The sequence below is a fragment of the Streptomyces gossypii genome, from assembly GCF_025165795.1.
In the GTDB taxonomy this organism is placed as follows: domain Bacteria; phylum Actinomycetota; class Actinomycetes; order Streptomycetales; family Streptomycetaceae; genus Streptomyces; species Streptomyces gossypii.
This window is the reverse complement of sequence record NZ_JAJAGO010000013.1, coordinates 208,852-232,012: the sequence shown is the minus strand read 5'-3', so window position 1 is coordinate 232,012 and position 23,161 is coordinate 208,852. Positions and strand designations below refer to the sequence as shown.

The 23,161-nt window shown below is 70.0% G+C and carries 18 protein-coding genes; 10 read left to right on the top strand and 8 right to left on the bottom strand.

All coding sequences use genetic code 11. From position 1 onward, the window contains the following. Positions 1–191: 191 nt before the first annotated feature. Positions 192–3,734, top strand: a complete 3,543-nt coding sequence (gene dnaE / locus LHJ74_RS26505; protein WP_260220767.1) for a DNA polymerase III subunit alpha — start codon at positions 192–194, stop codon at positions 3,732–3,734. A 114-nt stretch (positions 3,735–3,848) separates the two neighbouring features. Here dnaE and LHJ74_RS26500 read toward each other — a convergent pair whose 3' ends face one another. Beyond that, positions 3,849–4,022 carry a hypothetical protein gene (locus LHJ74_RS26500; RefSeq protein ID WP_260220766.1) on the bottom strand — a complete coding sequence of 58 codons (174 nt, stop codon included), beginning with the start codon at positions 4,020–4,022 and terminating at the stop codon, positions 3,849–3,851. Positions 4,023–4,214: 192 nt separating this feature from the next. On the opposite strand from LHJ74_RS26500, the gene LHJ74_RS26495 reads away from it, so the two are divergent. The 6 genes from LHJ74_RS26495 (at position 4,215) to LHJ74_RS26470 (ending at position 11,151) form a co-directional block, all read left to right on the top strand. After that, positions 4,215–5,495, top strand: coding sequence for an NYN domain-containing protein (locus tag LHJ74_RS26495; RefSeq protein ID WP_260220765.1), 1,281 nt, complete (start codon positions 4,215–4,217; stop codon positions 5,493–5,495). A 111-nt stretch (positions 5,496–5,606) separates the two neighbouring features. Next, positions 5,607–6,599: an ABC transporter ATP-binding protein gene (locus LHJ74_RS26490; protein WP_260220788.1), complete on the top strand. Its 993-nt coding sequence runs from the start codon at positions 5,607–5,609 to the stop codon at positions 6,597–6,599. Between the two features lie 211 nt (positions 6,600–6,810). After that, positions 6,811–7,656, top strand: coding sequence for an ABC transporter permease (locus LHJ74_RS26485; protein WP_260220764.1), 846 nt, complete (start codon positions 6,811–6,813; stop codon positions 7,654–7,656). Positions 7,657–7,774: 118 nt separating this feature from the next. Continuing rightward, entirely contained in the window at positions 7,775–8,452 is a 678-nt protein-coding gene (locus LHJ74_RS26480; RefSeq protein WP_260220763.1) for a hypothetical protein, read from the top strand. 43 nt (positions 8,453–8,495) lie between these two features. Continuing rightward, positions 8,496–9,404 (top strand): thioredoxin domain-containing protein, encoded by a 909-nt coding sequence (locus LHJ74_RS26475; RefSeq protein WP_260220762.1) that lies wholly within the window; start codon positions 8,496–8,498, stop codon positions 9,402–9,404. 112 nt (positions 9,405–9,516) lie between these two features. Then, positions 9,517–11,151: a serine/threonine-protein kinase gene (locus LHJ74_RS26470; protein WP_260220761.1), complete on the top strand. Its 1,635-nt coding sequence runs from the start codon at positions 9,517–9,519 to the stop codon at positions 11,149–11,151. 23 nt (positions 11,152–11,174) lie between these two features. Here LHJ74_RS26470 and LHJ74_RS26465 read toward each other — a convergent pair whose 3' ends face one another. Next, the gene (locus tag LHJ74_RS26465; protein ID WP_260220759.1) at positions 11,175–11,747 is read right to left on the bottom strand and encodes a dienelactone hydrolase family protein; all 573 of its coding nucleotides are present in this window, start codon (positions 11,745–11,747) and stop codon (positions 11,175–11,177) included. A gap of 131 nt (positions 11,748–11,878) precedes the next feature. Between LHJ74_RS26465 and LHJ74_RS26460 the strand changes: the two genes are divergently transcribed. Then, positions 11,879–12,991, top strand: coding sequence for a mechanosensitive ion channel family protein (locus LHJ74_RS26460; protein WP_260220758.1), 1,113 nt, complete (start codon positions 11,879–11,881; stop codon positions 12,989–12,991). Positions 12,992–13,010: 19 nt separating this feature from the next. On the opposite strand, the gene LHJ74_RS26455 is transcribed toward LHJ74_RS26460, so the two are convergent. Continuing rightward, the gene (locus LHJ74_RS26455) at positions 13,011–13,952 is read right to left on the bottom strand and encodes an RluA family pseudouridine synthase (protein WP_260220757.1); all 942 of its coding nucleotides are present in this window, start codon (positions 13,950–13,952) and stop codon (positions 13,011–13,013) included. Positions 13,953–14,153: 201 nt separating this feature from the next. On the opposite strand from LHJ74_RS26455, the gene LHJ74_RS26450 reads away from it, so the two are divergent. Further along, entirely contained in the window at positions 14,154–15,377 is a 1,224-nt protein-coding gene (locus tag LHJ74_RS26450) for a metallopeptidase domain-containing protein (protein ID WP_260220756.1), read from the top strand. Positions 15,378–15,425: 48 nt separating this feature from the next. Here the strand turns inward: LHJ74_RS26450 and lspA are convergent, their stop codons facing one another. Together lspA and LHJ74_RS26440 are read right to left on the bottom strand one after the other, a co-directional pair. Next, a complete protein-coding gene (gene lspA / locus LHJ74_RS26445; protein ID WP_260220755.1) occupies positions 15,426–16,073 on the bottom strand; it encodes a signal peptidase II in 648 nt (215 codons plus the stop codon). A 34-nt stretch (positions 16,074–16,107) separates the two neighbouring features. Further along, the gene (locus LHJ74_RS26440) at positions 16,108–16,914 is read right to left on the bottom strand and encodes a TraR/DksA family transcriptional regulator (protein ID WP_260220754.1); all 807 of its coding nucleotides are present in this window, start codon (positions 16,912–16,914) and stop codon (positions 16,108–16,110) included. 492 nt (positions 16,915–17,406) lie between these two features. Between LHJ74_RS26440 and ileS the strand changes: the two genes are divergently transcribed. Further along, positions 17,407–20,553 carry an isoleucine--tRNA ligase gene (gene ileS / locus LHJ74_RS26435; RefSeq protein WP_260220753.1) on the top strand — a complete coding sequence of 1,049 codons (3,147 nt, stop codon included), beginning with the start codon at positions 17,407–17,409 and terminating at the stop codon, positions 20,551–20,553. A gap of 129 nt (positions 20,554–20,682) precedes the next feature. Here the strand turns inward: ileS and LHJ74_RS26430 are convergent, their stop codons facing one another. From LHJ74_RS26430 to LHJ74_RS26420, 3 genes are read right to left on the bottom strand one after another with little or no spacing between them, the layout of a single operon-like run. Further along, positions 20,683–22,011, bottom strand: a complete 1,329-nt coding sequence (locus tag LHJ74_RS26430; protein ID WP_260220752.1) for a DivIVA domain-containing protein — start codon at positions 22,009–22,011, stop codon at positions 20,683–20,685. Between the two features lie 52 nt (positions 22,012–22,063). Continuing rightward, positions 22,064–22,348 (bottom strand): YggT family protein, encoded by a 285-nt coding sequence (locus tag LHJ74_RS26425; RefSeq protein WP_260220751.1) that lies wholly within the window; start codon positions 22,346–22,348, stop codon positions 22,064–22,066. Positions 22,349–22,408: 60 nt separating this feature from the next. Then, complete coding sequence (locus LHJ74_RS26420) at positions 22,409–23,044, bottom strand: cell division protein SepF (RefSeq protein ID WP_260220750.1); 636 nt, start codon at positions 23,042–23,044, stop codon at positions 22,409–22,411. Positions 23,045–23,161 lie beyond the last annotated feature (117 nt).

Genomic DNA, 23,161 nt, shown 5'->3' with positions numbered 1-23,161 from the left:
GAGCGAGGAACGAGCGAGTGCAGCGCTGAGGAGTGTCGACACCGGGTACGAGCCCGCGGAGGCGAGCCGAGCGCACAGGAGGAGTGTCGACACCGGGTACGAGCCCGCGGAGGCGAGCCGAGCGCATAAAAGCGCGCGTCGTAGACTTCCCCACTCGCCCCAGAAGTCCCGCGCCGGAGGTGGCCCATCCCGTGACCGAGCAGCCGTTCACTCATCTGCATGTGCACACTCAGTATTCGCTGCTGGACGGTGCCGCGCGTCTGAAGGACATGTTCAACGCCTGCGGCGAGATGGGCATGTCCCATATCGCGATGACCGATCACGGCAACCTGCACGGCGCGTACGACTTCTTCCATCAGGCGAAGGGCGCCGGGGTCACCCCGGTGATGGGCATCGAGGCGTATCTCGCCCCGGAGTCCCGCCGGAACACCCGGCCGGTCAAATGGGGCACCCCGCATCAGAAGCGGGACGACGTCTCGGGCAACGGCGCGTACACGCACATGACGATGTGGGCGCGGGACAGCACGGGGCTGCACAATCTCTTCCGCGCGCAGTCGCGGGCCAGCCTGGAGGGTTTCTTCCGCAAACCGCGGATGGACAAGGAGCTGCTGGCGGAGTGTGCTCAGGGTCTGATGGCCACCACCGGCTGTCCTTCGGGCGAGGTGAGCACCCGGATCCGGCTGGGCCAGATGGATGAGGCGGTGCGGGCCGCCGGGGAGTATCAGGACATCTTCGGCAAGGAGAACTTCTTCGTCGAGCTGATGGACCACGGGATCGAGATCGACAAGCGCGCGCGGGCGGGCCTGGAGGAGATCGCCCGGAAGCTGGACGCGCCGTTCGTCGTCACCAACGACTCGCACTACACCTATGAGCGCGAGGCCTCGGCCCACGACACGCTGCTGTGCATCCAGACGGGCAACAACCTCTCCAATCCTGACCGTTTCAGGTTCGACGGCGCGGGCTACTACCTCAAGTCGGCCGCCGAGATGTACGCGATCGACTCCTCGGAGGTCTGGCAGCAGGGCTGCCGCAACACCCAGTTGCTGATCGCCGAGCGTGTCGACACGGCCGGGATGTTCGAGACCCGCAATCTGATGCCGCGCTTCGAGGTGCCCGAGGGGTACACGGAGGTGACCTGGTTCAAGGACGAGGTCGCCCGCGGCATGGCCCGCCGCTATCCCGGGGGGATCCCGGAGGACCGCCAGCGGCAGGCGGAGTACGAGATGGACATCATCATCGAGATGGGGTTCCCGGGCTACTTCCTCGTCGTCGCCGACTTCATCATGTGGGCGAAGAACAACGGGATCGCGGTCGGCCCGGGGCGCGGTTCGGCGGCGGGCTCGATCGTCTCGTACGCGATGGGCATCACGGACCTCGATCCGATTACCCATGGTCTGATCTTCGAGCGGTTCCTCAACCCGGAGCGTGTCTCCATGCCGGATGTCGACATCGACTTCGACGAGCGCAGGCGCGGTGACGTGATCCGCTATGTCACCGACAAGTACGGCGCCGACAAGGTCGCCATGATCGGCACCTACGGCACCATCAAGGCGAAGAACGCGATCAAGGACGCCTCCCGCGTGCTGGGTTATCCGTACGCGATGGGTGACCGGCTCACCAAGGCGATGCCCGCCGACGTCCTGGGCAAGGGCATCCCGCTGTCCGGGATCACCGACAAGAAGCACCCCCGCTACAGCGAGGCAGGTGAGATCCGGGGGATGTACGAGAACGATCCGGATGTCACCAAGGTCATCGACGCCGCCATGGGCATCGAGGGCCTGGTCCGGCAGATGGGCGTGCACGCGGCCGGTGTGATCATGTCCAGCGAGAAGCTGATCGACCATGTGCCCGTCTTCTCCCCGAAGAACGACGGCACCGTGGTGACCCAGTGGGACTATCCGAGCTGTGAGGCGCTCGGCCTGCTGAAGATGGACTTCCTGGGGCTGCGCAACCTCACGATCATGGATGACGCGGTCAAGCTCATCAAGAAGAACAAGGGCGTGGAACTGACCCTCCTCGACCTGACGCTGGACGATCCCAAGACCTTCGAGCTGCTCTGCCGTGGCGACACTCTGGGCGTCTTCCAGTTCGACGGCGGCCCCATGCGTTCCCTGCTGCGTCTGATGAAGCCCGACAACTTCGAGGACATTTCCGCCGTTTCGGCGCTCTACCGTCCGGGCCCGATGGGGATGAACTCCCATATCAACTACGCCCTCCGGAAGAACGGCCAGCAGGAGATCACCCCGATCCACCCGGATCTGGAGGAGCCGCTCAAGGAGGTCCTGGGGATCACCTACGGCCTCATCGTCTACCAGGAGCAGGTGCAGAAGGCGGCTCAGGTGCTCGCCGGGTACACCCTGGGGCAGGCGGACCTGCTGCGCCGGGCGATGGGCAAGAAGAAGAAGGAAGTGCTGGACGCCGAGTTCGTCAACTTCCAGAAGGGCGCCCGGGCCAAGAACTACTCGGACGAGGCGATCCAGGCGGTCTGGGACGTGCTGGTGCCGTTCGCCGGATACGCCTTCAACAAGGCGCACTCCTCGGCGTACGGGCTGGTCACCTACTGGACGGCCTATCTCAAGGCGAACTATCCGGCCGAGTACATGGCCGCGCTGCTGACCTCGGTCCGGGACGACAAGGACAAGTCGGCGGTCTATCTCAACGAATGCCGCAAGATGGGCATCAAGGTGCTGCCGCCGGACGTCAACGAGTCGGACGCGAACTTCACTCCGCGCGGAGACGACACCATCGTCTTCGGTCTCACCGCCGTGCGGAACGTCGGGCAGAACGTCGTCGACTCGATCGTGCGGTCCCGCAAGGCCAAGGGGACGTACGCCTCCTTCCCCGACTTCCTGGACAAGGTCGAGGCCGTCGTGTGCAACAAGCGCACGGTCGAGTCCCTGATCAAGGCCGGTGCCTTCGACGAGATGGGGCACACCCGCAAGGGGCTGACCGCGCACTTCGAATCGATGATCGACAATGTCGTCGCGGTCAAGCGCAAGGAGGCCGAGGGTCAGTTCGACCTCTTCGGCGGCATGAACGACGACGCGGGGGAGGACAAGCCCGCGTTCGGGCTCGACGTCGAGTTCTCCGACATCGAGTGGGAGAAGACCTATCTGCTCGCCCAGGAGCGGGAGATGCTCGGCCTCTATGTCTCCGACCACCCGCTGTTCGGTCTTGAGCACGTGCTCAACGACAAGGCGGACGCGGCGATCGCCCAGCTGACCGGCGGTGACTACTCGGACGGCTCCATCGTCACCATCGGCGGCATCATCTCCGGGCTGCAGCGCAAGATGACCAAGCAGGGCAACGCCTGGGCCATCGCCACCGTCGAGGACCTCGCGGGCTCCATCGACTGCATGTTCTTCCCGGCGACCTACCAGCTGGTCTCCACACAGCTGGTGGAGGACGCGGTCGTCTTCGTGAAGGGCCGTCTCGACAAGCGCGAGGACGTCCCCCGGCTGGTCGCGATGGAGCTGATGATCCCGGACTTGAGCGAGGCTTCGGCGAACGCCCCCGTGACCATCACCATCCCGACCGTGAAGATCACCCCGCCCCTGGTGGAGAAGCTGGGCGAGGTCCTCACCCACCACCGGGGCGCCACCGAGGTACGGGTGAAGCTGCAGGGCAGCCGCAGCACCACGGTTCTGCGGCTGGACCGCCACCGTGTGACGGTCGACCCGGCCCTCTTCGGAGACCTGAAGCAACTGCTGGGCCCGGCCTGCCTCACCGGCTGAGCGGGCGGTTCACCGGTACAAGGCGCGCAGCCGGGCGCAGCACGAGCGCCGGGCCGGCAGCGAGGGGCGCGCCCGGCGGCGTGCCCCTCGGCCCTGTCCTTATGGCAGCGGCGGTCAGTTGTGGCCGAAGCTCTTCTTGCGTCCCTTCTGCGCCACGGTGGACGGGGTGACCTCCGACTTCATCTCCCCGGACTGCGCCTCGGCGGCGGCAGTCCTCGCCTGCGCCGCACCGCGCTCGGCCGAGGAGCGTTGTTGCTGTTTGCGTTCTCGGTTCTTGTTCTTGGCCATTTTCGTCCTCCAGAGGTGTGTGCCGGTGGGCCGAAAACAGCCTTGCATAGGGGGACGAATGGTGCATGCTGGGCAATTACCATGAGTAAGAGCATTCTCCTGAGCCCGCCACGCCGATGATCGAGCTCGGACAGTTAACACTCGTACGGTCGGGCAGACTCTCGGGAAACCTCCTGCGAGAGAAGGTGGAACGTGGACCGCTGCGTCGTCCTGGTGGACGCCGGATACCTGCTGGGCGCCGCCGCGAGTCTGCTGGCCGGGGAGCCGACCCGTTCCCGGATCAACGTGGATCACGTGGCGCTGATCCAGGCCCTGCGCGAGCGCGCCCAGGGTGATACGCAGTGCGCGCTGCTGCGCATCTACTGGTTCGACGGCGCGCCGGACCGCGTGCCGCAGCCGGAGCACCGGCGGCTGCGCGTCATGCCCCGGGTGACCGTACGCCTTGGTGCCCTCACCCGGAGCGAGGGCCGTTGGGCACAGAAGGGCGTCGACGCCGCGATGCACGCGGAGCTGACCGAACTCGCCCGCAACCGCGCCTGCTCGGACATCGTGCTGGTCACGGGCGACGGCGATCTGCTGCCCGGTCTGATGTCCGCCAAGGAACACGGCGTCGCCGTGCACCTGTGGGCCGTGCAGGCCGCAGACGGCGACTACAACCAGTCCGAGGATCTCGTCGCCGAGGCGGACGAGCGGCGGGTGCTGGACCGCGCGTGGATCACCCAGGCGGTGCACGCGAAGGACCTCAGCGGTGTGTGCGCCCCGCAGTCCGCACCAGGGCCGGAGATCGCGGCGATCCTCTCCGCCCCGCTGCCGGAATCCGCGAAGAACGGCGCGGCGCCGCCCTCCCCCGGGGCGGCCACGGCGCCGCCTGCCGAACACACCACCGAAGGCGAGAGAGACCAGGGGGCCGCCGGGAAGGGTGCCCCCGGTGCGGAGGCGGCGCCGTCCCGGAGCGAGAGCCACCCCGGCGTGCCGACGCCCAAGGATCTCGCCGGGCTCGGCCGCCCCGCACCGTCTGCCGTATCCGCCGCCGCGCCCGCCGTACAGCCGGCCGCCACCCTCCGCTGGTCCTCCGACCGGGGCTGGGTCGACCGGGCGGGCTCCACCGGGGAGGCACCGGAGATCGCGGCGCTGCCGATGCTGGCGCAGCTCACCACGGCGGAGCAGCGCTGGGCGGACCGCGAGGAGGACATCACCGCCGTCAGCGGTGACCCGTTCGAGGTCGGCCAGGTCTTCGCCCGCCGCTGGACGGCCCGGCTCGCCACACCCGTACACCTCCAGCACCTCTCCCGCGAGTACCCGCGCATCCCGCACCGGATCGACGGCGAACTGCTGCGTTACGCAGCCCGGTTCGGACTGCTCGCGCACAAGGACGACCAGATCGACGAACACGACCGGTACGCCATCCGGGCGGGCTTCTGGCGTGAGGTCGATTCACTGACGGAAACCGACCGGGCCCCGGCCTCGGAGTAGAGGACCTCCCGCCCGACGGCAGACGCAGGCAGCCCCCTGTCGCGGGGAGCGCGGGCAGGCCGCGTACCCTCGTAGTTCGTGGGTACGGTCACGGGGCAGGCGGTGGGGAGCGTGGACAGGCCGACGGGAGCCGTCGTTCGGACAAGCGACCTTGTCAAGACATATCCGGCCGGCCGGACGCGGCGCGGTACGCCGGGCACCCCTCCCGTACGGGCCAGTGACGGCGTCAGTGTCACCGTGCACCGGGGCGAGATCTTCGGGCTGCTTGGTCCCAACGGCGCCGGGAAGTCCACCCTCGTACGGCAGCTGACCGGCCTCCTGCGGCCCGACTCGGGCAGCGTCCACGTGCTCGGCCACGACCTCGTGCGGCATCCCGACCGGGCGGCGCGGCTGCTGGCCTATCTGGGGCAGGAGTCCAGCGCGCTCGACGAACTGACGGTGTCGCTGGCAGTCGAGACCACCGCGCGACTGCGCGGGCTGGAGCTGCGGGAAGCCCGCCGCGAGCGCGACACCGTGATCGAGGAGCTGGAACTCGGCGAGATCGCCGGACGTCCGCTCAAGAAACTCTCCGGCGGGCAGCGCCGCCTTGCGTGTGTGGCCACGGCCCTGGTCGGCGAACGTCCGCTGCTCGTGCTGGACGAACCGACCACCGGCATGGACCCGGTCGCCCGGCGGGCTGTCTGGGCCGCCGTGGACCGGCGCCGCGCGGAGCGGGGCGCGAGCGTGGTGCTGGTCACGCACAACGTCATAGAGGCCGAGACCGTGCTGGACCGGGTGGCGGTCATGGACCGCGGCCGGGTGATCGCCTGTGACACCCCGGGCGGTCTGAAGGCGCTGGTCGGCGACGACGTACGGCTGGATCTGGTGTGGCGCGAGCGGGCGCCCCTGGAGGTGGCGGAAGTCGCCGCGCTGGCCGCCGACGCGGCCATGTCGGGCCGCCGCTGGACGCTGCGCCTCACGCCGCAGGCCGCCAGGGACGCGGTCACGGCCGTGACCGGCGGCCCCGCGTTCGCGGCGCTCGACGATTTCACGCTCGCCACGCCGAGCCTGGAAGATGTCTATCTGGCTCTCGGGGGACGTACGGAAGGCTTGGTGAAGGCGTGAGTACGTTTGCCCCCCGACCGTCGCGGACGGTCCGCGCGGCGCGCTGTTCTCTGGAAGCGCGGCCCGTCGCCGCACGTCCGACGCGTCCGGCACACCCGGCGTGCCCCTCCTGCCGGGTGCATCCGGCGCCCGCCCGGGAGACGGCGCGGCGCTGCCGGTACGCAAGCGGGGTGCGGTGAGCACGGCGGCGGCCAGGGGCCCGGCCCCGGCCGTGACGGAACCGCCCGGCGTTTCCGGACCCGGCGCACGTGCCGCGACCGCGCCCGTCACCGGGGCCACCACGGCACACGCGCCCGCGACCCCCGCGCCGCTGGCCCCGCGCGCCCGGCTGTGGCCCGCGCTGGGCGCCGTCTACCGCGCCCAGCTCTCCCGCGCCCGGGTGGCGCGGATCCCGCTGCTCTTCGTGGCCACCTTCCAGTCGCTGGGGATCATGGTCCTGATGCGCGGCGTCGTCGACGGCGGGGCCGAGGCACGGGCGGTCGTCGCCGGTTCCAGCGTGCTCGTGGTGGCCTTCGTCGCGCTGAATCTGCTGGCGCAGTACTTCGGGCAGCTACGGGCGTCCGGCGGGCTCGACCACTACGCGACGCTCCCGGTGCCCGCGGCCGCCGTGGTGCTGGGCGCGGCGGGGGCGTACGCCTCCTTCACCGTGCCCGGGGTCGTCATCACGGCGGTTGCCGGGAGTGTGCTGTTCTCGCTGCCGATGGGCGGACTGTGGGTGCTGGTGGCGGTGATTCCGCTGGCCGGGGCCGCACTGGCGGGCTTGGGCGCCGCACTCGGGCTGCTCGCCCCGCGCGCCGAGCTGGCGACACTCTGCGGGCAGCTGGGCATGTCGGCGGCGCTGCTGCTGGGCGTCCTGCCGGGCGGCCGGCTGCCCGAGCCGGTGCAGTGGGTCCGCGACCTGCTGCCGTCGACCTACGGCGTCGAGGCGCTGGCCCGGACGTTCGAGCACAGCCCGGACTGGGGGCACGTCTTGTTCGACCTGGGCGTGTGCGCTGCCGTCGGCGTGGTCTCGCTGGCCGCCGCCACCTGGGCCTACCGTCGCGCGGCGGTCCGGTGACTCTGCTGCTGCCGCTGCCTCCGGCCCGGTCCGTACGTAACATTCGGATACCGGGCCGCCCCCGGCAGCGGCCCCTTTAGTCGTCTCTTACGCCCTCCCGTGGCACACTCGGGCGTCGATGGGTATGGCAGCAGCAGGCATACGGGCAGCGCGGGCGGGAGTCTTCACCGCGCTGTGCGTCGCGCTGTCCGCGGGCGCCCATGTGCTGCTCTCCGGTACGCCGGTGCCGCCCACCATGCTGGCCGTCCTCAGCGTCGTCGTCTTCCTGATCGCCTTCGCCCTCGCCGACCGTGAGCGCGGCTACGGGCGGATCGCGGCGCTGCTGATCCCGCTCGAACTCTTCGCGGACACCGTCTTCACCAGCGGCCAGCACGCCTGTTACGGACAGGCGGGCGGCCCGGTGACGGGGCCGCTGCGCTCGGTCGGCATCGATTTCGTCTGCGCCGGAGGCGAGGTCGGTACCCCGCTGGCCCGGATGGCGCACGGCGGCTCTGCCCTCCCGGCAGGCGCCCATCCTGGTTCGCCGTGGCTTCTGCTCGCCGCCCACCTGGCGGTCGGCCTGCTCGCGGCGGCGTGGCTGCGCCGCGGCGAGGCGGCGGTCGCGCGGCTGCTGCGCGCTGCGGGCGCCACCGCCTTCCGGCCGCTGCTGCTCGCGGTGACCGGCTGCCGTCCGGTCGCCGGACCGCCGGCCGGTACCGCCCGCGCGCTCCCCGTACGCGCCGCGCGCTCCTTCACGCCCCTCAAACACTCCGTGCTGCGCCGTGGACCTCCGGCGGCCGTCCCGGCCGCCGTCTGAGAACCCCACGTCCCCGCATACGTACACACGGAGAAGACCGAGAATGAGCAAGCGCAACAGCCAGGAAGCCAAGCGCGCCGCCCGCGAGCGGCTGCGCATCGAGCGTGAGCAGCAGGCGAAGAAGGAGAGGGTACGGCGCCAGCTGGTGGTCGCCGGGTCCATCGTCGGTGTGCTCGCCATCGCCGCCGGTGTCGGAGTCGCCGTCTCGAGCATGGGCGGCAACGGCGGAGAGGGCGACAACAGCGACTGGGGTGCCGCCGAGAAGCTGGCCAAGAAGGGCGTCGGCGGCAGCGTCCAGGTCGAGGGCAAGGCGCAGAAGTACGCCGCTCCGGACAACGCCAGCGGCAAGAACGGCACCAGCATCATCATCGGTGACAAGAAGGCCAAGCACACGCTCGGCGTCTTCGAGGACATGCGCTGCCCGATCTGTTCCAGCTTCGAGCAGGCGAACGGCAAGGTCCTTCTCGAGGACATCGAGAAGGGGAAGTACAAGGCGGACTTCACCTTCGGCACCTTCCTCGACAACAACCCGGCGGGCGAGGGCACAGGCTCCAGGAACGCGCTGAGCGCGCTCGGCGCCGCGCTGAACGTCAGCCCGGAGGCGTTCCTCGAGTACAAGGAGCTCCTGTACTCCAAGGACGTCCACCCCGAGGAGACGGACGACGCCTTCGCCGACGACAAGCACCTCGTCGACCTGGCCCAGGACGTCAAGGAGCTGAAGGGCAACAAGGAGTTCGAGAAGGCCGTCACCAACGGCACGTACGACGCGTGGGCCGTGAAGATGTCCAAGAAGTTCGACAAGTCCGGGGTCACCGGGACCCCGACCGTCAAACTCGACGGCACCCACCTGAAGGCGAACGCGCAGGGCAGCCCGCCCATGACACCCGAGCAGTTCAACACCCTGGTGGACCAGGAGATCGCCAAGAGCGGCTCCAAGGGCGCGAAGGAGTAGCGCCGGGGCTCATCCGGGCGCGACGGGCAGGCACTCCGCGAGGGGTGTGCCTGCCCGTCGGCCGTTCCGGCGGCCGTCCACCGGCGCCCGGCGCAGCCCGTACTCTGGCCCCATGGCTGGGGGAACTCGGGGACAGATCATTGACGGCCGCTTCGAACTGCTGGACATGCTCGGCAGCGGAGGCATGGGCACGGTGTGGCGGGCCCGTGACACCGTGCTGCACCGCGAGGTGGCACTGAAGGAAGTACGGCCCGTCGACCCGGCCATGACTCCGGAGGACTCGGAGGCGTCGCGGCTGCTGCGGGAGCGGGTGCTCCGCGAGGCGCAGGCGCTGGCCCGGCTCAGTCACCGGCACGTGGTGACGGTTCATCACATCGTGGACCAGGGACCGTATCCGTGGATCGTGATGGAGCTGCTGCCCGGCAACGGCCTGCACGAGAGGCTGGCGCAAGGGCCTCTGGAGGCCGCTGAGGCCGCGGGGATCGGGCTCCAGGTACTGGAGGCGCTGCGCGCCGCGCACGCCGCCGGAATCCAGCACCGTGACGTCAAGCCGGCGAACGTCCTGCTGCGTGAGGACGGCAGCGCCGTCCTCACCGACTTCGGGATCGCCGCGCTCCAGGGCTCCTCCTCGCTCACCGCCACCGGCGAACTCATCGGCTCACCCGAGTACATCGCCCCGGAGCGGATCCGGGGAACGGCCGACGACCCCTCCAGCGACCTGTGGTCACTCGGCATGACGCTGTACGTGTGCACCGAGGGGCACAGTCCGCTGCGCCGGGGCACCAGCCTGGCGACGCTGGCCGCCGTCCTGGACGACCCGGTACCGCCGCCGGTGCGCAGCGGCGGGCTGACACCCGTACTGAACGCGCTGCTCGTACGGGACCCGGCGGAGCGGCCGGACGCCGGGCAGCTCGCGGACATGCTGGCCGACGCGGCCGCCGGGCGCACCGCCGCTCCGTATCTGCCCACCCGGACCGCGGTCCCGAGGCCCGCCGCTTTCCAGGCACCGCCGCCCCCCTCTCCGGTCCGCCCTCCCGGGGAGGCGACACCGCGGACACCGGTGGCCTCGCAGTTCCCGACGGCACCGCCGCGGACTTCGCGGCGGGGACGCGGTGCGATGGTCGCCGGAGCCGCGGTGGCGGTGGCCGCGCTCATCGCGGGGAGCGCGTTCCTCATCACCCGCGGCGGAGACACCTCGGACAGCGCCGACGGCGGCGGCCCCGGCCCCACCCGCTCCTCGAAGAGCCCGGACGCTCCGAAGAACCAGGACACGCGGACCACCGAGCCAGGATCGCCCCGTCCGCTGGAGACGCCCACCCCCTCCGGGCCGGGCTCGCCGACCGCGAGCGCCTCGGCGCCGCCGACCTCCGAAGCGCCGTTGCCCGGCGATGCGGGCAGCGATGCCTGGGTCGCCCAGCTCGCGTCCGTACCGAAGACCGACGGAGCGACGGCCCGTGCGCAGCGGCACCGGGCGCTGAACAGCAAGGTGCCGGGCGTGCGTTATGTGGACAGCGACAAGTACGGCTCGCTGCGGGAGGGTTACTGGATGTTCTACGTGGCCGGGCCGGAGGCGGGCGGCGGCGGCGAGTTCGGCGACGGCAACGCGGTGGCCGACTGGTGCGCGAGTGAGGGCATGACCTCCTCGGACGAATGCGTCGGCCGCTATCTGAGCGATGACCCTGGCGACCGCGTGTACCTCTGCGCGGCGGACAAGAGCGCGGGGACGGGGCGCTGCACCCGGCCCTGAGCCGCTTCACCGGCGCCGGCGGGCTACAACTCCGAGAGGAAGGCCAGGGCCGTGTGCCAGGTCTGCGCCGCCGCCTCCGCGTCGTGGTCGTCGAGCTCCGGGTCGGTGTAGATGTGGCCGGCCCCCGGATAGCTGTAGACCTCCACCTCCGCGCCCGCCCGCACCATCCGCAGATACCACGCGCTCAGCCAGTCGTGCGGCTCGAACGGATCCGGGTCGGCGACATGCAGCTGCACGGGAAGCTCGTCCACGGCGGCGTCGTCGGCGATGTCCGAGGTGCCGTGGAACAGCAGCAGCCCGCGCGCCTTCTCGTCACCCAGCGCCAGGGTCTGGGCCACCGAGCCGCCGAGCGAGAACCCGGCGTAGACGAGCCCCTCCGACGAGTGCGGGGCCGTCTTCGTGATCGCGCGGCGGAGCAGCTCGTCACGGCCGATCTCGTCCTTGATCACCATGCCCTCCTCGACGGTGGCGGCCTGCCGCCCCTCGTAGAGGTCGGGAACGAGCACCTGATGGCCCGCCGCCCGCAGTCGTTCGGCTGCGCTGTGCACGGCGGGGCGCAGGCCATAGGCGGAGTGGAACAGCACGACAGTGGCCACGATGGTGTCTCTTCCCACAGGTAGGTGATTTCGTACCTGCCCATCCTGCCAGCTAGCGTTTCCGGCGGCTGGCCGGTCCTCGGCACCCCGTGAACCCCGTCCATCGCACAGTGAGAGGAGCTGAGACCCGCATGGAGCAGGTACTGCGCCCGCTTCTGGTGATCAGTGCCACGATCGCGCTCACGCTCACCGTCGGCTGGCTGGTCGACCGGATACTGAGCGTGGCCGACCGCAGGCATCCGGAGACCCCGCTGTGGGGCCTGCTGCGGAACTGCCAGCTGCCCCTGCAGGTGGTGCTCGCCTCCGGCGCCCTGCACGGTGCCTACGGCTGGACCGGCATCGACACGGGGGACGACGTACTGGTCAAGAACCTGCTGGCGCTGGTGACCGTGGGCTCCCTGGTCTGGCTGGCCGTACGCTGTGCCACCGCCGTGGCCGAGACCTCACTCGCCCGGTACGCCGCGCGGACCAACGACCCGGCCCGGGTGCGGCGCTTCCGCACCCAGCTGACCATGGTCCAGCGGGTGCTCACCTTCGTGCTGGCGATGATCGCCGCCGCGCTGGCGATGCTGCTGCTCTTCCCCGCCCTGCGGACGCTGGGCGCCTCGCTGCTCGCCTCGGCGGGTCTGATCGGGATCGTCGCCGGCGTGGCCGCCCAGACGATGCTGGGCAACTTCCTCGCCGGCGTGCAGATCGCCTTCGGCGAGTCGGTGCGCATCGGTGACACGGTCGTCGTCGAAGGCGAGTGGGGCACGGTCGAGGAGATGTCCCTCGCCTTTTTGACCGTACGGATCTGGGACGACCGGCGGCTGACGATGCCGGTCTCCTACTTCAACAGCAAGCCGTACGAGAACTGGTCGCGCGGCGGCACAGAGATCACCGGCACGGTGTATCTGCACCTCGACCACTCGGCCCCCGTCCCGGCCCTGCGGGAGCATCTGCGCACCGTGCTGGAGGGCCGTGAGGACTGGGACCGGCGCAGCTGGAACCTCGTCGTCACGGACAGCACTCCCAGCACGATCCAGGTGCGCGCCGCGATGTCGGCGAAGGACACCGACGACTGGTGGACCTTGCAGTGCGCGGTGCGCGAGGAACTGATCACCTGGCTCCAGCGGGAACACCCGTACGCGCTGCCGCGCATCGCCACCTCGGCGGCGGCCGTGCCGCCGCCGCAGGAGTCCGCTCGCGGGCTGCCCGCGCCGCGTCCCGGCGAGAGCCCCTCGGAAGGCCCGGGCGGCGCCTGAGGGAGCCCGTGGCCGGCGGTTATCCGGTTTCGGCGCGCACCCGGTCCAGTGCGAGCTGGAGGTCGTCCGGATAGCCGCTCTCGTACTCGACCCAGCTGCCGTCCGCCGGGTGGGTGAAACCGAGCCGCACGGCGTGCAGCCACTGCCGCTCCAGCTTCAGCCGCTTGGCGAGCGTCGGATCGGCGCCGTAGGTGAGGTCGCCGACGCAGGGGTGCCGGTGCGCGGCCATGTGCACCCGGATCTGGTGGGTGCGCCCGGTCTCCAGCTTGATGTCCAGCAGGCTCGCGGCGCGGAACGCCTCGACGAGGTCGTAGTGGGTCACCGAGGGCTTGCCGTCGGCGGTGACGGCCCACTTGTAGTCGTGCTGCGGGTGCCGCCCGACCGGTGCGTCGATGGTGCCGCTGAGCGGATCCGGGTGGCCCTGCACGAGCGCGTGGTAGCGCTTGTCGACCGTACGCTCCCGGAACTGCTGCTTGAGCAGGGTGTAGGCGCGCTCGGACTTGGCGACGACCATCAGCCCCGAGGTGCCGACGTCGAGCCGGTGCACGATGCCCTTCCGCTCGGCAGCACCCGAGGTGGTGATGGTGAATCCGGCCGCCGCGAGACCCCCGATGACGGTGGTGCCGGTCCAGCCGGGGCTGGGGTGCGCGGCGACGCCCACGGGCTTCACGATCACCACGATGTCCTGGTCGTCGTGCACGATGTGCATGCCCTCGACGTGCTCTGCGACGATCTGCACCGGCGCGGCGGGCGGGGGCATCTCCACCTCGATCCAGGCGCCGCCCTGCACCCGGTCCGACTTGCCCGCCTCGGCGCCGTCCAGCCGTACCTTGCCTCCGGCGGTCAGCTCGGCGGCCTTCGTACGGGAGAAGCCGAACAGCCGGGCAAGGGCGGCGTCGACGCGCTCGCCCTCCAGGCCGTCGGGCACGTGCAGGGTTCGGACCTCGGGAAGGGTGCTCACCTGACCGAGTATGCAGGACCGGCGGCAGGCAACCCGACACGCGGTCCGCTCACCCGGCGCCTCCGGGCTCCCCGCGAGTCCCGTACCACTGCCGGGGCGTGTTTCCCGTTCTCACCCGCGCGGCTCACCCCCGGATGCGCCGCCCCTCCCGCGCCGTGACCGTGTGACTACGGTCCGAGTCGTTCGGAGGGAGCCCCCCGCATGTCCCCAGTGCACGCCCGCTGCCGGATACCCGGCCGTCGCCTCATCGCCGTCGCCACCGCGACCACCCTCTCCACTCTCGGTGTCGCGCTGGCGCCGCAAGCCGAAGCCGGGGACGCCGTTCTCGACATCTCCGGCCCGTGCGCGATCGCCGCGACACCGGGTTTCGGCGAGGGACCGACGAGCCCGGAGTACATCCGTCCGGAAGGCCGCAAGAAGGCCACCATGATCATGGTCGACTTCCCCGACATCCCAGCCGCCAGCCCGGTCGACGAGCGCTCCTCCTTCTTCGCCGACTACGGCAGCGACTATGTGCACCGCGCCTCTTACGGCAGGTACCGGCTCTCCCTCGAACCCACCGCCGACTGGGTCCGCATGCCGGGCACCTGGTCCTCCTACCGCATCGCCCGGGGCAACAAGTCCGAGGTCATGCAGACGTACGTGCAGGACGCCATCGACGCGGCACGGGCGCAGGGCACCGATTTCGGCGACACCGACTTCGTCTACGTGGTGGCCGACGACAACGTGCCCGCGCGGCCCACGGTCTCGCAGGCGAACATCTTCGACTCGCTGAAGGCGGGCGACCGGGCGATCCGGGGAGCCGCGCTCGTCTTCGGCCGCCGGGCGGACTCCCCCACCTGGCAGCGCGGCAACTTCGTACACGAGGCCAACCACCTCTACGGGCTGCCCGACCTCTATAACGTGCGCAACGGCGCCTCGGTGGAGTTCGCGGGCGGCTGGGACACCATGAGCATGGCCGGGATCTCGGATCTGATCGGCTGGCACAAGTGGAAGTTCGGCTGGCTCTCCGACGGCCAGGTGGCCTGCGTACGGGACTCCGGCACCAGCGCCCATACGCTCACCCCCCTCGGCTCGGCCGACGGCGCGAACATCGCGGTGGTCAGGACGAGCGCCGACAGCGCGATCGTCGCCGAGGCCCGCACCAGGACCGGCCTGGACCACCGGATCTGCGGCGAGGGCGTACTGCTCTACACCGTCGACTCCGGTGTGGAGACCGGACGCGGCCCCGTGCGGGTCGTGGATTCCCGCCCGGACAGCGACGGTGGCCGGGCCTGCGCGGACCGCTCACCCGAGGAGCTGGCCGAGCTGGGGGACGCGCCGTTCCGCGCGGGCGCCGCCCACACCTTCGCCGGCGGCGTACGGGTGACGGTGGACGAACGGCGGGACGGCGGCGCCTACGCGGTGCGCATCAACAAGCCCTGACCCGCGCGATGCCGCGCCGGGTCAGGTCAGGTCAGGTCAGGTCAGACCCTAGTCGCGGTGGACCGTGCCGTCCGGGTCCAGGCCGCGGAAGGAGAGGATCACGATCAGGATGCCGCCGCTGACGATCGCCGAGTCGGCGAGGTTGAAGACCGCGAAGTGGGTGGGGGCGATGAAGTCCACCACCGCGCCCTGGAAGACGCCGGGCGAGCGGAAGATCCGGTCGGTGAGGTTGCCGAAGGCGCCGCCCAGCAGCATCCCGAGCGCGATGGCCCACGGCGTGCTGTAGAGCTTGCGGGCCAGCCGGGCGATCACCACGATCACCACGGTGGCGATGCCCGTCAGCAGGATCGTGAGCGCCTCACCCATCCCGAAGGCGGCGCCCTTGTTCCGCACCACCTCGAACTGCAGGACCGTGCCGAACACCTCGATCACGGTGTGGTCCGGCTCGAGTTCGGCGACGACGATCAGCTTCGTGATCAGATCCAGCACATAGGCGAAAGCCGCGATCCCGAGGAGCAGCGGGATCCGGCGGGAGCCCCGCGAGGGCGGCTCCTCGGCACGCTCCTCCGCGGCCTCGGCACCGCTCTCGGTCTCCGCCGCGGCCTCGTCCTCATGCGCGCCCGGCTTCTGCCCCTCCGGGCTCTGCTCCGGGGTCTGCTCGTTGGGGGTACCGATCGCCCGCTCCGCCTCTGTCACGTGACGAGGGTACGACACACGCGGCGTGTCACCGTCAACGGCGCTCCTGCTTCTGCTTGCACTCCACACAGAGCGTCGCCCTGGGGAAGGCCTGCATACGCGCCTTGCCGATCGGATTGCCGCAGTTCTCGCACAGCCCGTACGTCCCGGCCTCCAGCCGCTCCAGCGCACGCTCGGTCTGGTAGACCATCTCGCGGGCGTTGGCGGCCAGCGACATCTCGTGCTCGCGGGTGATGTTCTTCGTGCCCGTGTCGGCGTCGTCGTCGCCCGCGCCGTCACCGGAGTCGCGCATCAGCCCGACCAGCGCCTCCTCCGAGGCGAGGATCTCCGCGTGCAGCCGCGCCGCCTCACTCTCCAGCTCGGCTCGCGCCTCCGCCACCTCCTCCGGTGTCCACGGATCCTCGCCGGGGCGTACCGCGAGTTCACCGGCCGTCGCGGCGGACATCTGGGCCATACGGGCGGTGGGCACCGCCGCGGCCTTCGCCGCCGGAGTCTTCTTCGCAGCCACCCTCTGGGCTCCTGTCTTCTTCGCGGCCGCTTTCCCGGCGGCCGGTTGCGCGGCGGACTTCTTGCTGACGCCCGGCCTCGCGGCAGGCGCCTTCTTGGCGACCTTCTCGGCTGCTGCCTTCTTGACCTGGGTCTTCTTTGCCTCGGCCTTCTTGGGTGCTGCCTTCTTGGGTGCTGCCTTCTTCGCTGCCGCCTTCCTCGGTGCTGCCTTCTTCTCCCCGGCTTTCTTGGCCGGAGCCGTCTCGGCCGCGCTCCTCGCGGGCGCCGCGGCGGCCTCGTCCCCGGCGGTTCTACTCTCCGCCGACTCCTTCGCGGTGGTCCGTCTCGCCACCATGGCCGCGACCCCTTCACATATTGTGATCTTGCTCGCGAATCGTGACCGGAACGATAAATCGACTTCGCGCACACGGCAACTGGGCACGCCGGATCATTCGTGATCCGTCCCCCGTCCCGCGGACAGCCTCGTACACAGCACTCCTCGCGAAAGCGTTGTGCCCAGCCCGGCGGTCCGAAAACCGTTCCTTCCTTCCGGCGGCGGCCCGTACACTTGGGCACAGCGACAGGCGAGGATGGGGACGAGTAGCGTCCGTGTGCAGTCAAGAGCGACCCGGGGGCGGTGTGAGCCCGGGGGCCGGCGCGACGCGAAGATCACCCCGGAGCCGCCGGAAGAAAGCTCCCCGGAGCGAGTAGACCCGGCAGCGCTGCCCAATGAGGGGGCGACGGGAGACCGCCGCCAAGGAGGGTGGTACCGCGGGAGCACGCCGGAGGCGGGCGCTCTCGTCCCTTCGACGGAAGTGCACGCATCCGCCGGAGGAAGACGACCCCGATGAGCCCGCAGCCGCAGTACCGCCAGGTGCCCCCGCAGATCGACCTGCCCGCGCTGGAGCACGCCGTGCTCGACTTCTGGCACGAGCAGAAGATCTTCGCCCGCAGCCTGGAACAGTCCGAGGGCCGTCCCGAGTGGGTGTTCTACGAAGGTCCGCCCACCGCCAACGGCATGCCCGGGGCCCACCACATCGAGGCGCGCGTCTTCAAGGACGTCTTCCCCCGCTTCCGCACCATGCAGGGCTACCACGTCGCCCGCAAGGCGGGCTGGGACTGCCACGGCCTGCCGGTCGAGCTCGCCGTCGAGAAGGAGCTCGGCTTCAACGGCAAGCAGGACATCGAGAACTACGGCATCGCGGAGTTCAACGCCCGCTGCCGCGAGTCCGTGACCCGGCACACCGACGCCTTCACCCAGCTCACCACCCGGATGGGCTACTGGGTCGACATGGACGACGCCTACCGCACCATGGACCCGGAGTATGTCGAATCCGTCTGGTGGTCGCTCAAGGAGATCTTCGGCAAGGGCCTGCTCGTCCAGGACCACCGCGTCGCCCCCTGGTGCCCGCGCTGCGGCACCGGCCTCTCGGACCACGAGCTGGCGCAGGGGTACGAGACGGTCGTCGATCCGTCGGTGTTCGTCCGCCTCCCGCTGACCTCCGGGCCGCTCGCGGGCGAGGCGGCGCTGCTGGTCTGGACGACGACTCCCTGGACACTCGTCTCCAACACCGCCGTCGCCGCCCACCCCGAGGTGACCTATGTGGTCGCCACCGACGGGCAGGAGCGGCTGGTGGTCGCCGAGCCGCTGCTGGAGAAGGCACTGGGCGAGGGCTGGACGGCGACAGGCCAGTCCTTCACCGGCGCAGAGATGGAGCGCTGGTCCTATCAGCGTCCCTTCACCCTGCTCCCGCTGGAAGGCGCCAACTTCGTCGTCAACGCCGGCTATGTGACCACCGAGGACGGCACCGGCCTGGTCCACCAGGCGCCCGCCTTCGGTGAGGACGACCTCCTCACCTGCCGCGCCTACGGCCTCCCGGTGGTCAACCCCGTCCGCCCCGACGGCACGTTCGAGCCGGATCTGGAACTGGTCGGCGGCCAGTTCTTCAAGAAGGCCGACGAGGCCCTCGTCGAGGATCTCCACGCCCGCGGCCTGCTCTTCCGCCACCTTTCCTACGAGCACAGCTACCCGCACTGCTGGCGCTGCCACACCGCGCTGCTCTACTACGCGCAGCCGTCCTGGTACATCCGCACCACGCAGATCAAGGACGCCCTGCTGCGGGAGAACGAACGCACCAACTGGTACCCGGACTCCGTCAAGCACGGCCGCTACGGGGACTGGCTGAACAACAACATCGACTGGGCGCTGTCCCGGAACCGCTACTGGGGCACCCCGCTGCCCATCTGGCGCTGCGCGGAGGATCACCTCACCTGTGTCGGCTCGCTCGCCGAGCTCAGCGAGCTGACCGGCTCCGACCAGTCCCGGCTGGACCCGCACCGGCCGTACCTGGACGCGATCACCTTCCCCTGCCCCGACTGCCGGGCCACGGCGACCCGCGTCCCGGAGGTGATCGACGCCTGGTACGACTCGGGGTCGATGCCCTTCGCCCAGTGGGGCTATCCGTACCGCAACAAGGAGCTGTTCGAGAAGCGGTATCCGGCGCAGTTCATCAGCGAGGCCATCGACCAGACGCGCGGCTGGTTCTACACCCTGATGGCGATCGGCACGCTGGTCTTCGACAAGTCGAGCTATGAGAACGTCGTCTGCCTCGGGCACATCCTCGCCGAGGACGGCCGGAAGATGTCCAAGCACCTGGGCAACATCCTCGAGCCCATCCAGCTGATGGACCAGCACGGCGCCGACGCGGTGCGCTGGTTCATGGCGGCGGGCGGCTCGCCCTGGGCCGCCCGGCGGGTGGGGCACGGCACCATCCAGGAGGTTGTCCGCAAGACGCTGCTGACGTACTGGAACACCGTCGCCTTCCAGGCGCTGTACGCCCGTACCTCCCAGTGGGCGCCGTCCGCCTCCGACCCCGCTCCGGGCGAGCGACCGCTGCTGGACCGCTGGGTGCTCAGCGAACTGCACGCGCTGACCGACCTGGTGACGGTGGCGATGGAGAACTACGACACGCAGCGGGCGGGAAAGCTGCTGTCCACCTTCGTCGACGACCTGTCGAACTGGTATGTGCGCCGCTCCAGGCGCCGCTTCTGGCAGGGCGACCCGGCCGCGCTGCGCACCCTGCACGACACGATCGAGACGGTCACCCGGCTGATGGCCCCGCTGGTGCCCTTCATCTCCGAGCGGGTCTGGCAGGACCTGGTCGTACCGGTGCAGCACGGCGCGTCCGAGTCGGTGCATCTGGCGACCTGGCCGGTGGCCGACCTGGACGCCATCGACCCGGAACTGTCGGGCGACATGCTGCTGGTCCGGCGCCTGGTGGAGCTCGGCCGGGCCACCCGCGCGGAGTCCGGAGTCAAGACCCGTCAGCCGCTGTCCCGCGCACTCGTCGCCGCGCAGGGTTTCTCGACCCTCTCCCCCGACCTGCGCCGTCAGGTTGCCGAGGAGCTGAACGTCAGCGAACTGGCGTCGCTCTCGGACGTGGGCGGCTCGCTCGTCGACACCACCGCCAAGGGCAACTTCCGCGCGCTGGGCCGCCGTTTCGGCAAGGGCACGCAGGCGGTGGCGAAGGCGATCGCCCAGACGGACGCCGCGGCACTGTCACTGGCCCTGCGCGAGGGCGGCGCGTCGGTCACCGTCGACGGTGAGCGGATCCCGCTGACCCCCGAGGAGGTCATCATCACCGAGACCCCGCGCGAGGGCTGGTCCGTCGCCTCCGACTCCGGCGCCACCGTAGCCCTGGACCTGGAGATCACCCCGGAGTTGCGCCGTGCCGGCCTCGCACGGGACGCGATCAGGCTCATCCAGGAGGCCCGGAAGAACTCCGGCCTCGACATCGCGGACCGGATCGCGCTGCACTGGACGTCCTCGGACCCGGAGGTCGTCCAGTCGCTCACGGACCACTCGGTGCTGATCGCCGACGAAGTCCTGGCGACGGACTTCACGGAAGGCGGGATGGGCGAGGTGGACGACTCCTACGGTGCGCCGTTCACTGACGACACCCTGACCCTCACCTTCCGGCTCCGCAAGGCATAAGAAGCTGTTGTCCTACCCCAGCCGGGGTAGGACAACAGCATCCGGCAGCCAGGCACACGAAGGGCGGGCCGGGCCGGAGCTCACGCTCCAAGGCCCGGCCCGCCGTTCGTGCCGACGATCAGTGGCTGATCAGTTGTCGTCCTCGTCGATCAGGAAGCCCCGCATCGGTGACGGTGCCTGCTGGACCGGCTGAGGGCCGCCCTGCGGACGCACCGGCGCCATCGGCTGGGTCATCGCGGGCGACATCTGCTGCTGCCCGCCGCCGTACGTCTGGCCGCCGCCCTGCGGGTGGCCGCCATGGCCGCCGCCGGGACCGGAGTGACCGCCCATCGGCTGGTTGCCGCCCATGGACTGGTTGCCGCCCATCGACTGGTGACCGCCCATCGAGCCGCCACCGCCGGTGGGTGCACCGGCCGAGGCCATCGACGGAGACGGCGGCAGCGACGCAGTGGCCGGCGTGCGCGGCGGGGCCAGCGAGTCGTCCGCCTGGTTCTCCAACTGGCGCAGCTGGCTCTCCAGGTAAGACTTCAGCCGCGTGCGGTACTCGCGTTCGAAGCCGCGCAGGTCCTCGACCTTGCGCTCCAGCGTGGCGCGTGCGGACTCGAGCGAGCCCATCGCCACACGGTGCTTCTCCTGCGCGTCCCGCTCCAGGGCGTCGGCCTTGGCGCGGGCGTCCCGCTCCAGACCCTCGGCGCGACTGCGTGCCTCGCCGACGATCTTGTTGGCCTCGGAACGGGCCTCCGCGATCGCCTGGTCGGCAGTCTGCTGGGCAAGCGACAGGACGCGTGCGGCACTGTCGTTGTTCTGACCGCCGCCCTGCATCTGCTGCTGACCGGGCATCTGACCCTGCATCTGACCCTGCATCTGCTGGCCCGGGTGCTGCTGGCCGGGCATCTGCCCGCCCTGCATCTGCTGCGGAACCCCGGGGCCGCCAGGGCCTCCGGGACCGCCCATCGGCCCGCCCTGCGGACCACCGGGTCCACCGGGACCGCCGGGGCCGCCCTGCGGACCACCGGGACCGACAGGTCCACCCTGCGGTCCGCCCGGACCACCCTGCGGGCCACCGGGACCAGGAGGCAGCTGCGGCTGGCCGCCGGGCAGCTGGGGAGGTCCACCCATCCCCTGCTGTCCGGGATGCTGCTGACCCGGATGCTGCTGACCCGGGTGCTGCTGCTGCGGCGGCACCGGCTGCGGACCTGATATGGCGGCGGGTACGGGCGGCCCGCCTGGCCGGTCCTGCGGCTCGGGCTTACGCATGCCGCCCTGCTGCTGGTTCTGGGCAGCAGCACGAGTCGCCGCAGCCAGTTTGGCGCGCAGGTCCTCGTTCTCCCGAAGCAGTCTGGTCAGCTCGCCTTCGACCTCGTCGAGGAAGGCATCTACCTCATCCTCGTCATAGCCTTCTCGGAGCCGGACGGTCGTGAACTGTTTGTTCCGCACGTCCTCGGGGGTCAGTGGCATCTCTTCACCTCAACGTAAGTCGTCGGCATATCGGCAAGACCGTCTCGCTCGTTCACAGCCTGGCCACGACGCTGATCAGGATGTAGACGATGATCATGAGCACGAAGAAGGACAGATCGAGCGCCACGCCCCCGAAGCGCAGCGGCGGAATGAACCGCCGCAGCAGCTTGAGTGGCGGATCGGTGACAGTGTAGGTGGCCTCCAGAACGACCACCATTGCCTTGCCGGGTTGCCATGAGCGGGCGAACTGAAAGACGTAGTCCATCACCAGCCGGAAGATCAACACGAGTAGGAAAACGTACAAAACGATCTGGATCACCTGCAGTGCGGTCTCCATCCCGGCTTGCCTCTCCCCTGGCTCATGTGGCCTTGCGGCCGCTTCCCTTGATCCTGCGTCTCAGCTCTGGTTGAAGAACCCGCCCTCTGCGATGCGGGCCTTGTCCTCCGCCGTGACGTCGACGTTAGCAGGAGACAGCAGGAAGACCTTCTGTGTCACCCGTTCAATGCTTCCGTGCAAACCAAACACGAGACCGGCCGCGAAGTCGACAAGTCGCTTCGCATCCGTGTCATCCATCTCGGTCAGATTCATGATCACCGGGGTGCCCTCACGGAAGTGTTCCCCGATGGTACGGGCCTCGTTGTAGGTCCGTGGGTGCAGTGTGGTGATCCGGTACGGCTCCCGCTCGGACACCACCTTGGGCATGATCACCGGCGCACTCTTCTCCAGGTTCTGACGTTCAGGTGTGATGGATGACACGGGAGCAATCCTCCCGACTCGTCCACTTTCCGCAACTGCTGCCGGTGCCGGGGTGGGTTCACGCTCCCGCTGGGCCGGCGGATGCATCACCCTTACCTGCTCCTCGGGTTCGGTCTTCTGCAAGGAGTGGTGGGACTGGGGCTGATGTCTCCGGCGGTCGCGTTCGGGCTCCGGCTCGGGCTCGAACTCATCGTCGGGGTCAAAGCCCCGGCCGTCGTACCCATCGTCCTCCACGAGGCCGAGGTAGACCGCCATCTTGCGCATCGCGCCGGCCATTCTCTGCGTCCTCCGCTCTGTGGTGGATCGGCTCCGTCACCAGGGGCCATGAATCCACGCGGCCTTCCCATCTGTCCAATTTGATGGGAATGACCATATATTCTGCTGTGGTCCGAC

Excerpts from the sequence above, each read along its gene's own strand:
- LHJ74_RS26500 (WP_260220766.1), bottom strand. The coding sequence starts at position 4,022 with ATGGCCAAGAACAAGAACCGAGAACGCAAACAGCAACAACGCTCCTCG.
- LHJ74_RS26480 (WP_260220763.1), top strand. The coding sequence starts at position 7,775 with ATGGGTATGGCAGCAGCAGGCATACGGGCAGCGCGGGCGGGAGTCTTC.
- LHJ74_RS26475 (WP_260220762.1), top strand. The coding sequence starts at position 8,496 with ATGAGCAAGCGCAACAGCCAGGAAGCCAAGCGCGCCGCCCGCGAGCGG.
- LHJ74_RS26470 (WP_260220761.1), top strand. The coding sequence starts at position 9,517 with ATGGCTGGGGGAACTCGGGGACAGATCATTGACGGCCGCTTCGAACTG.
- LHJ74_RS26460 (WP_260220758.1), top strand. The coding sequence starts at position 11,879 with ATGGAGCAGGTACTGCGCCCGCTTCTGGTGATCAGTGCCACGATCGCG.
- LHJ74_RS26450 (WP_260220756.1), top strand. The coding sequence starts at position 14,154 with ATGTCCCCAGTGCACGCCCGCTGCCGGATACCCGGCCGTCGCCTCATC.
- LHJ74_RS26440 (WP_260220754.1), bottom strand. The coding sequence starts at position 16,914 with ATGGTGGCGAGACGGACCACCGCGAAGGAGTCGGCGGAGAGTAGAACC.
- ileS (WP_260220753.1), top strand. The coding sequence starts at position 17,407 with ATGAGCCCGCAGCCGCAGTACCGCCAGGTGCCCCCGCAGATCGACCTG.
- LHJ74_RS26430 (WP_260220752.1), bottom strand. The coding sequence starts at position 22,011 with ATGCCACTGACCCCCGAGGACGTGCGGAACAAACAGTTCACGACCGTC.
- LHJ74_RS26425 (WP_260220751.1), bottom strand. The coding sequence starts at position 22,348 with ATGGAGACCGCACTGCAGGTGATCCAGATCGTTTTGTACGTTTTCCTA.
- LHJ74_RS26420 (WP_260220750.1), bottom strand. The coding sequence starts at position 23,044 with ATGGCCGGCGCGATGCGCAAGATGGCGGTCTACCTCGGCCTCGTGGAG.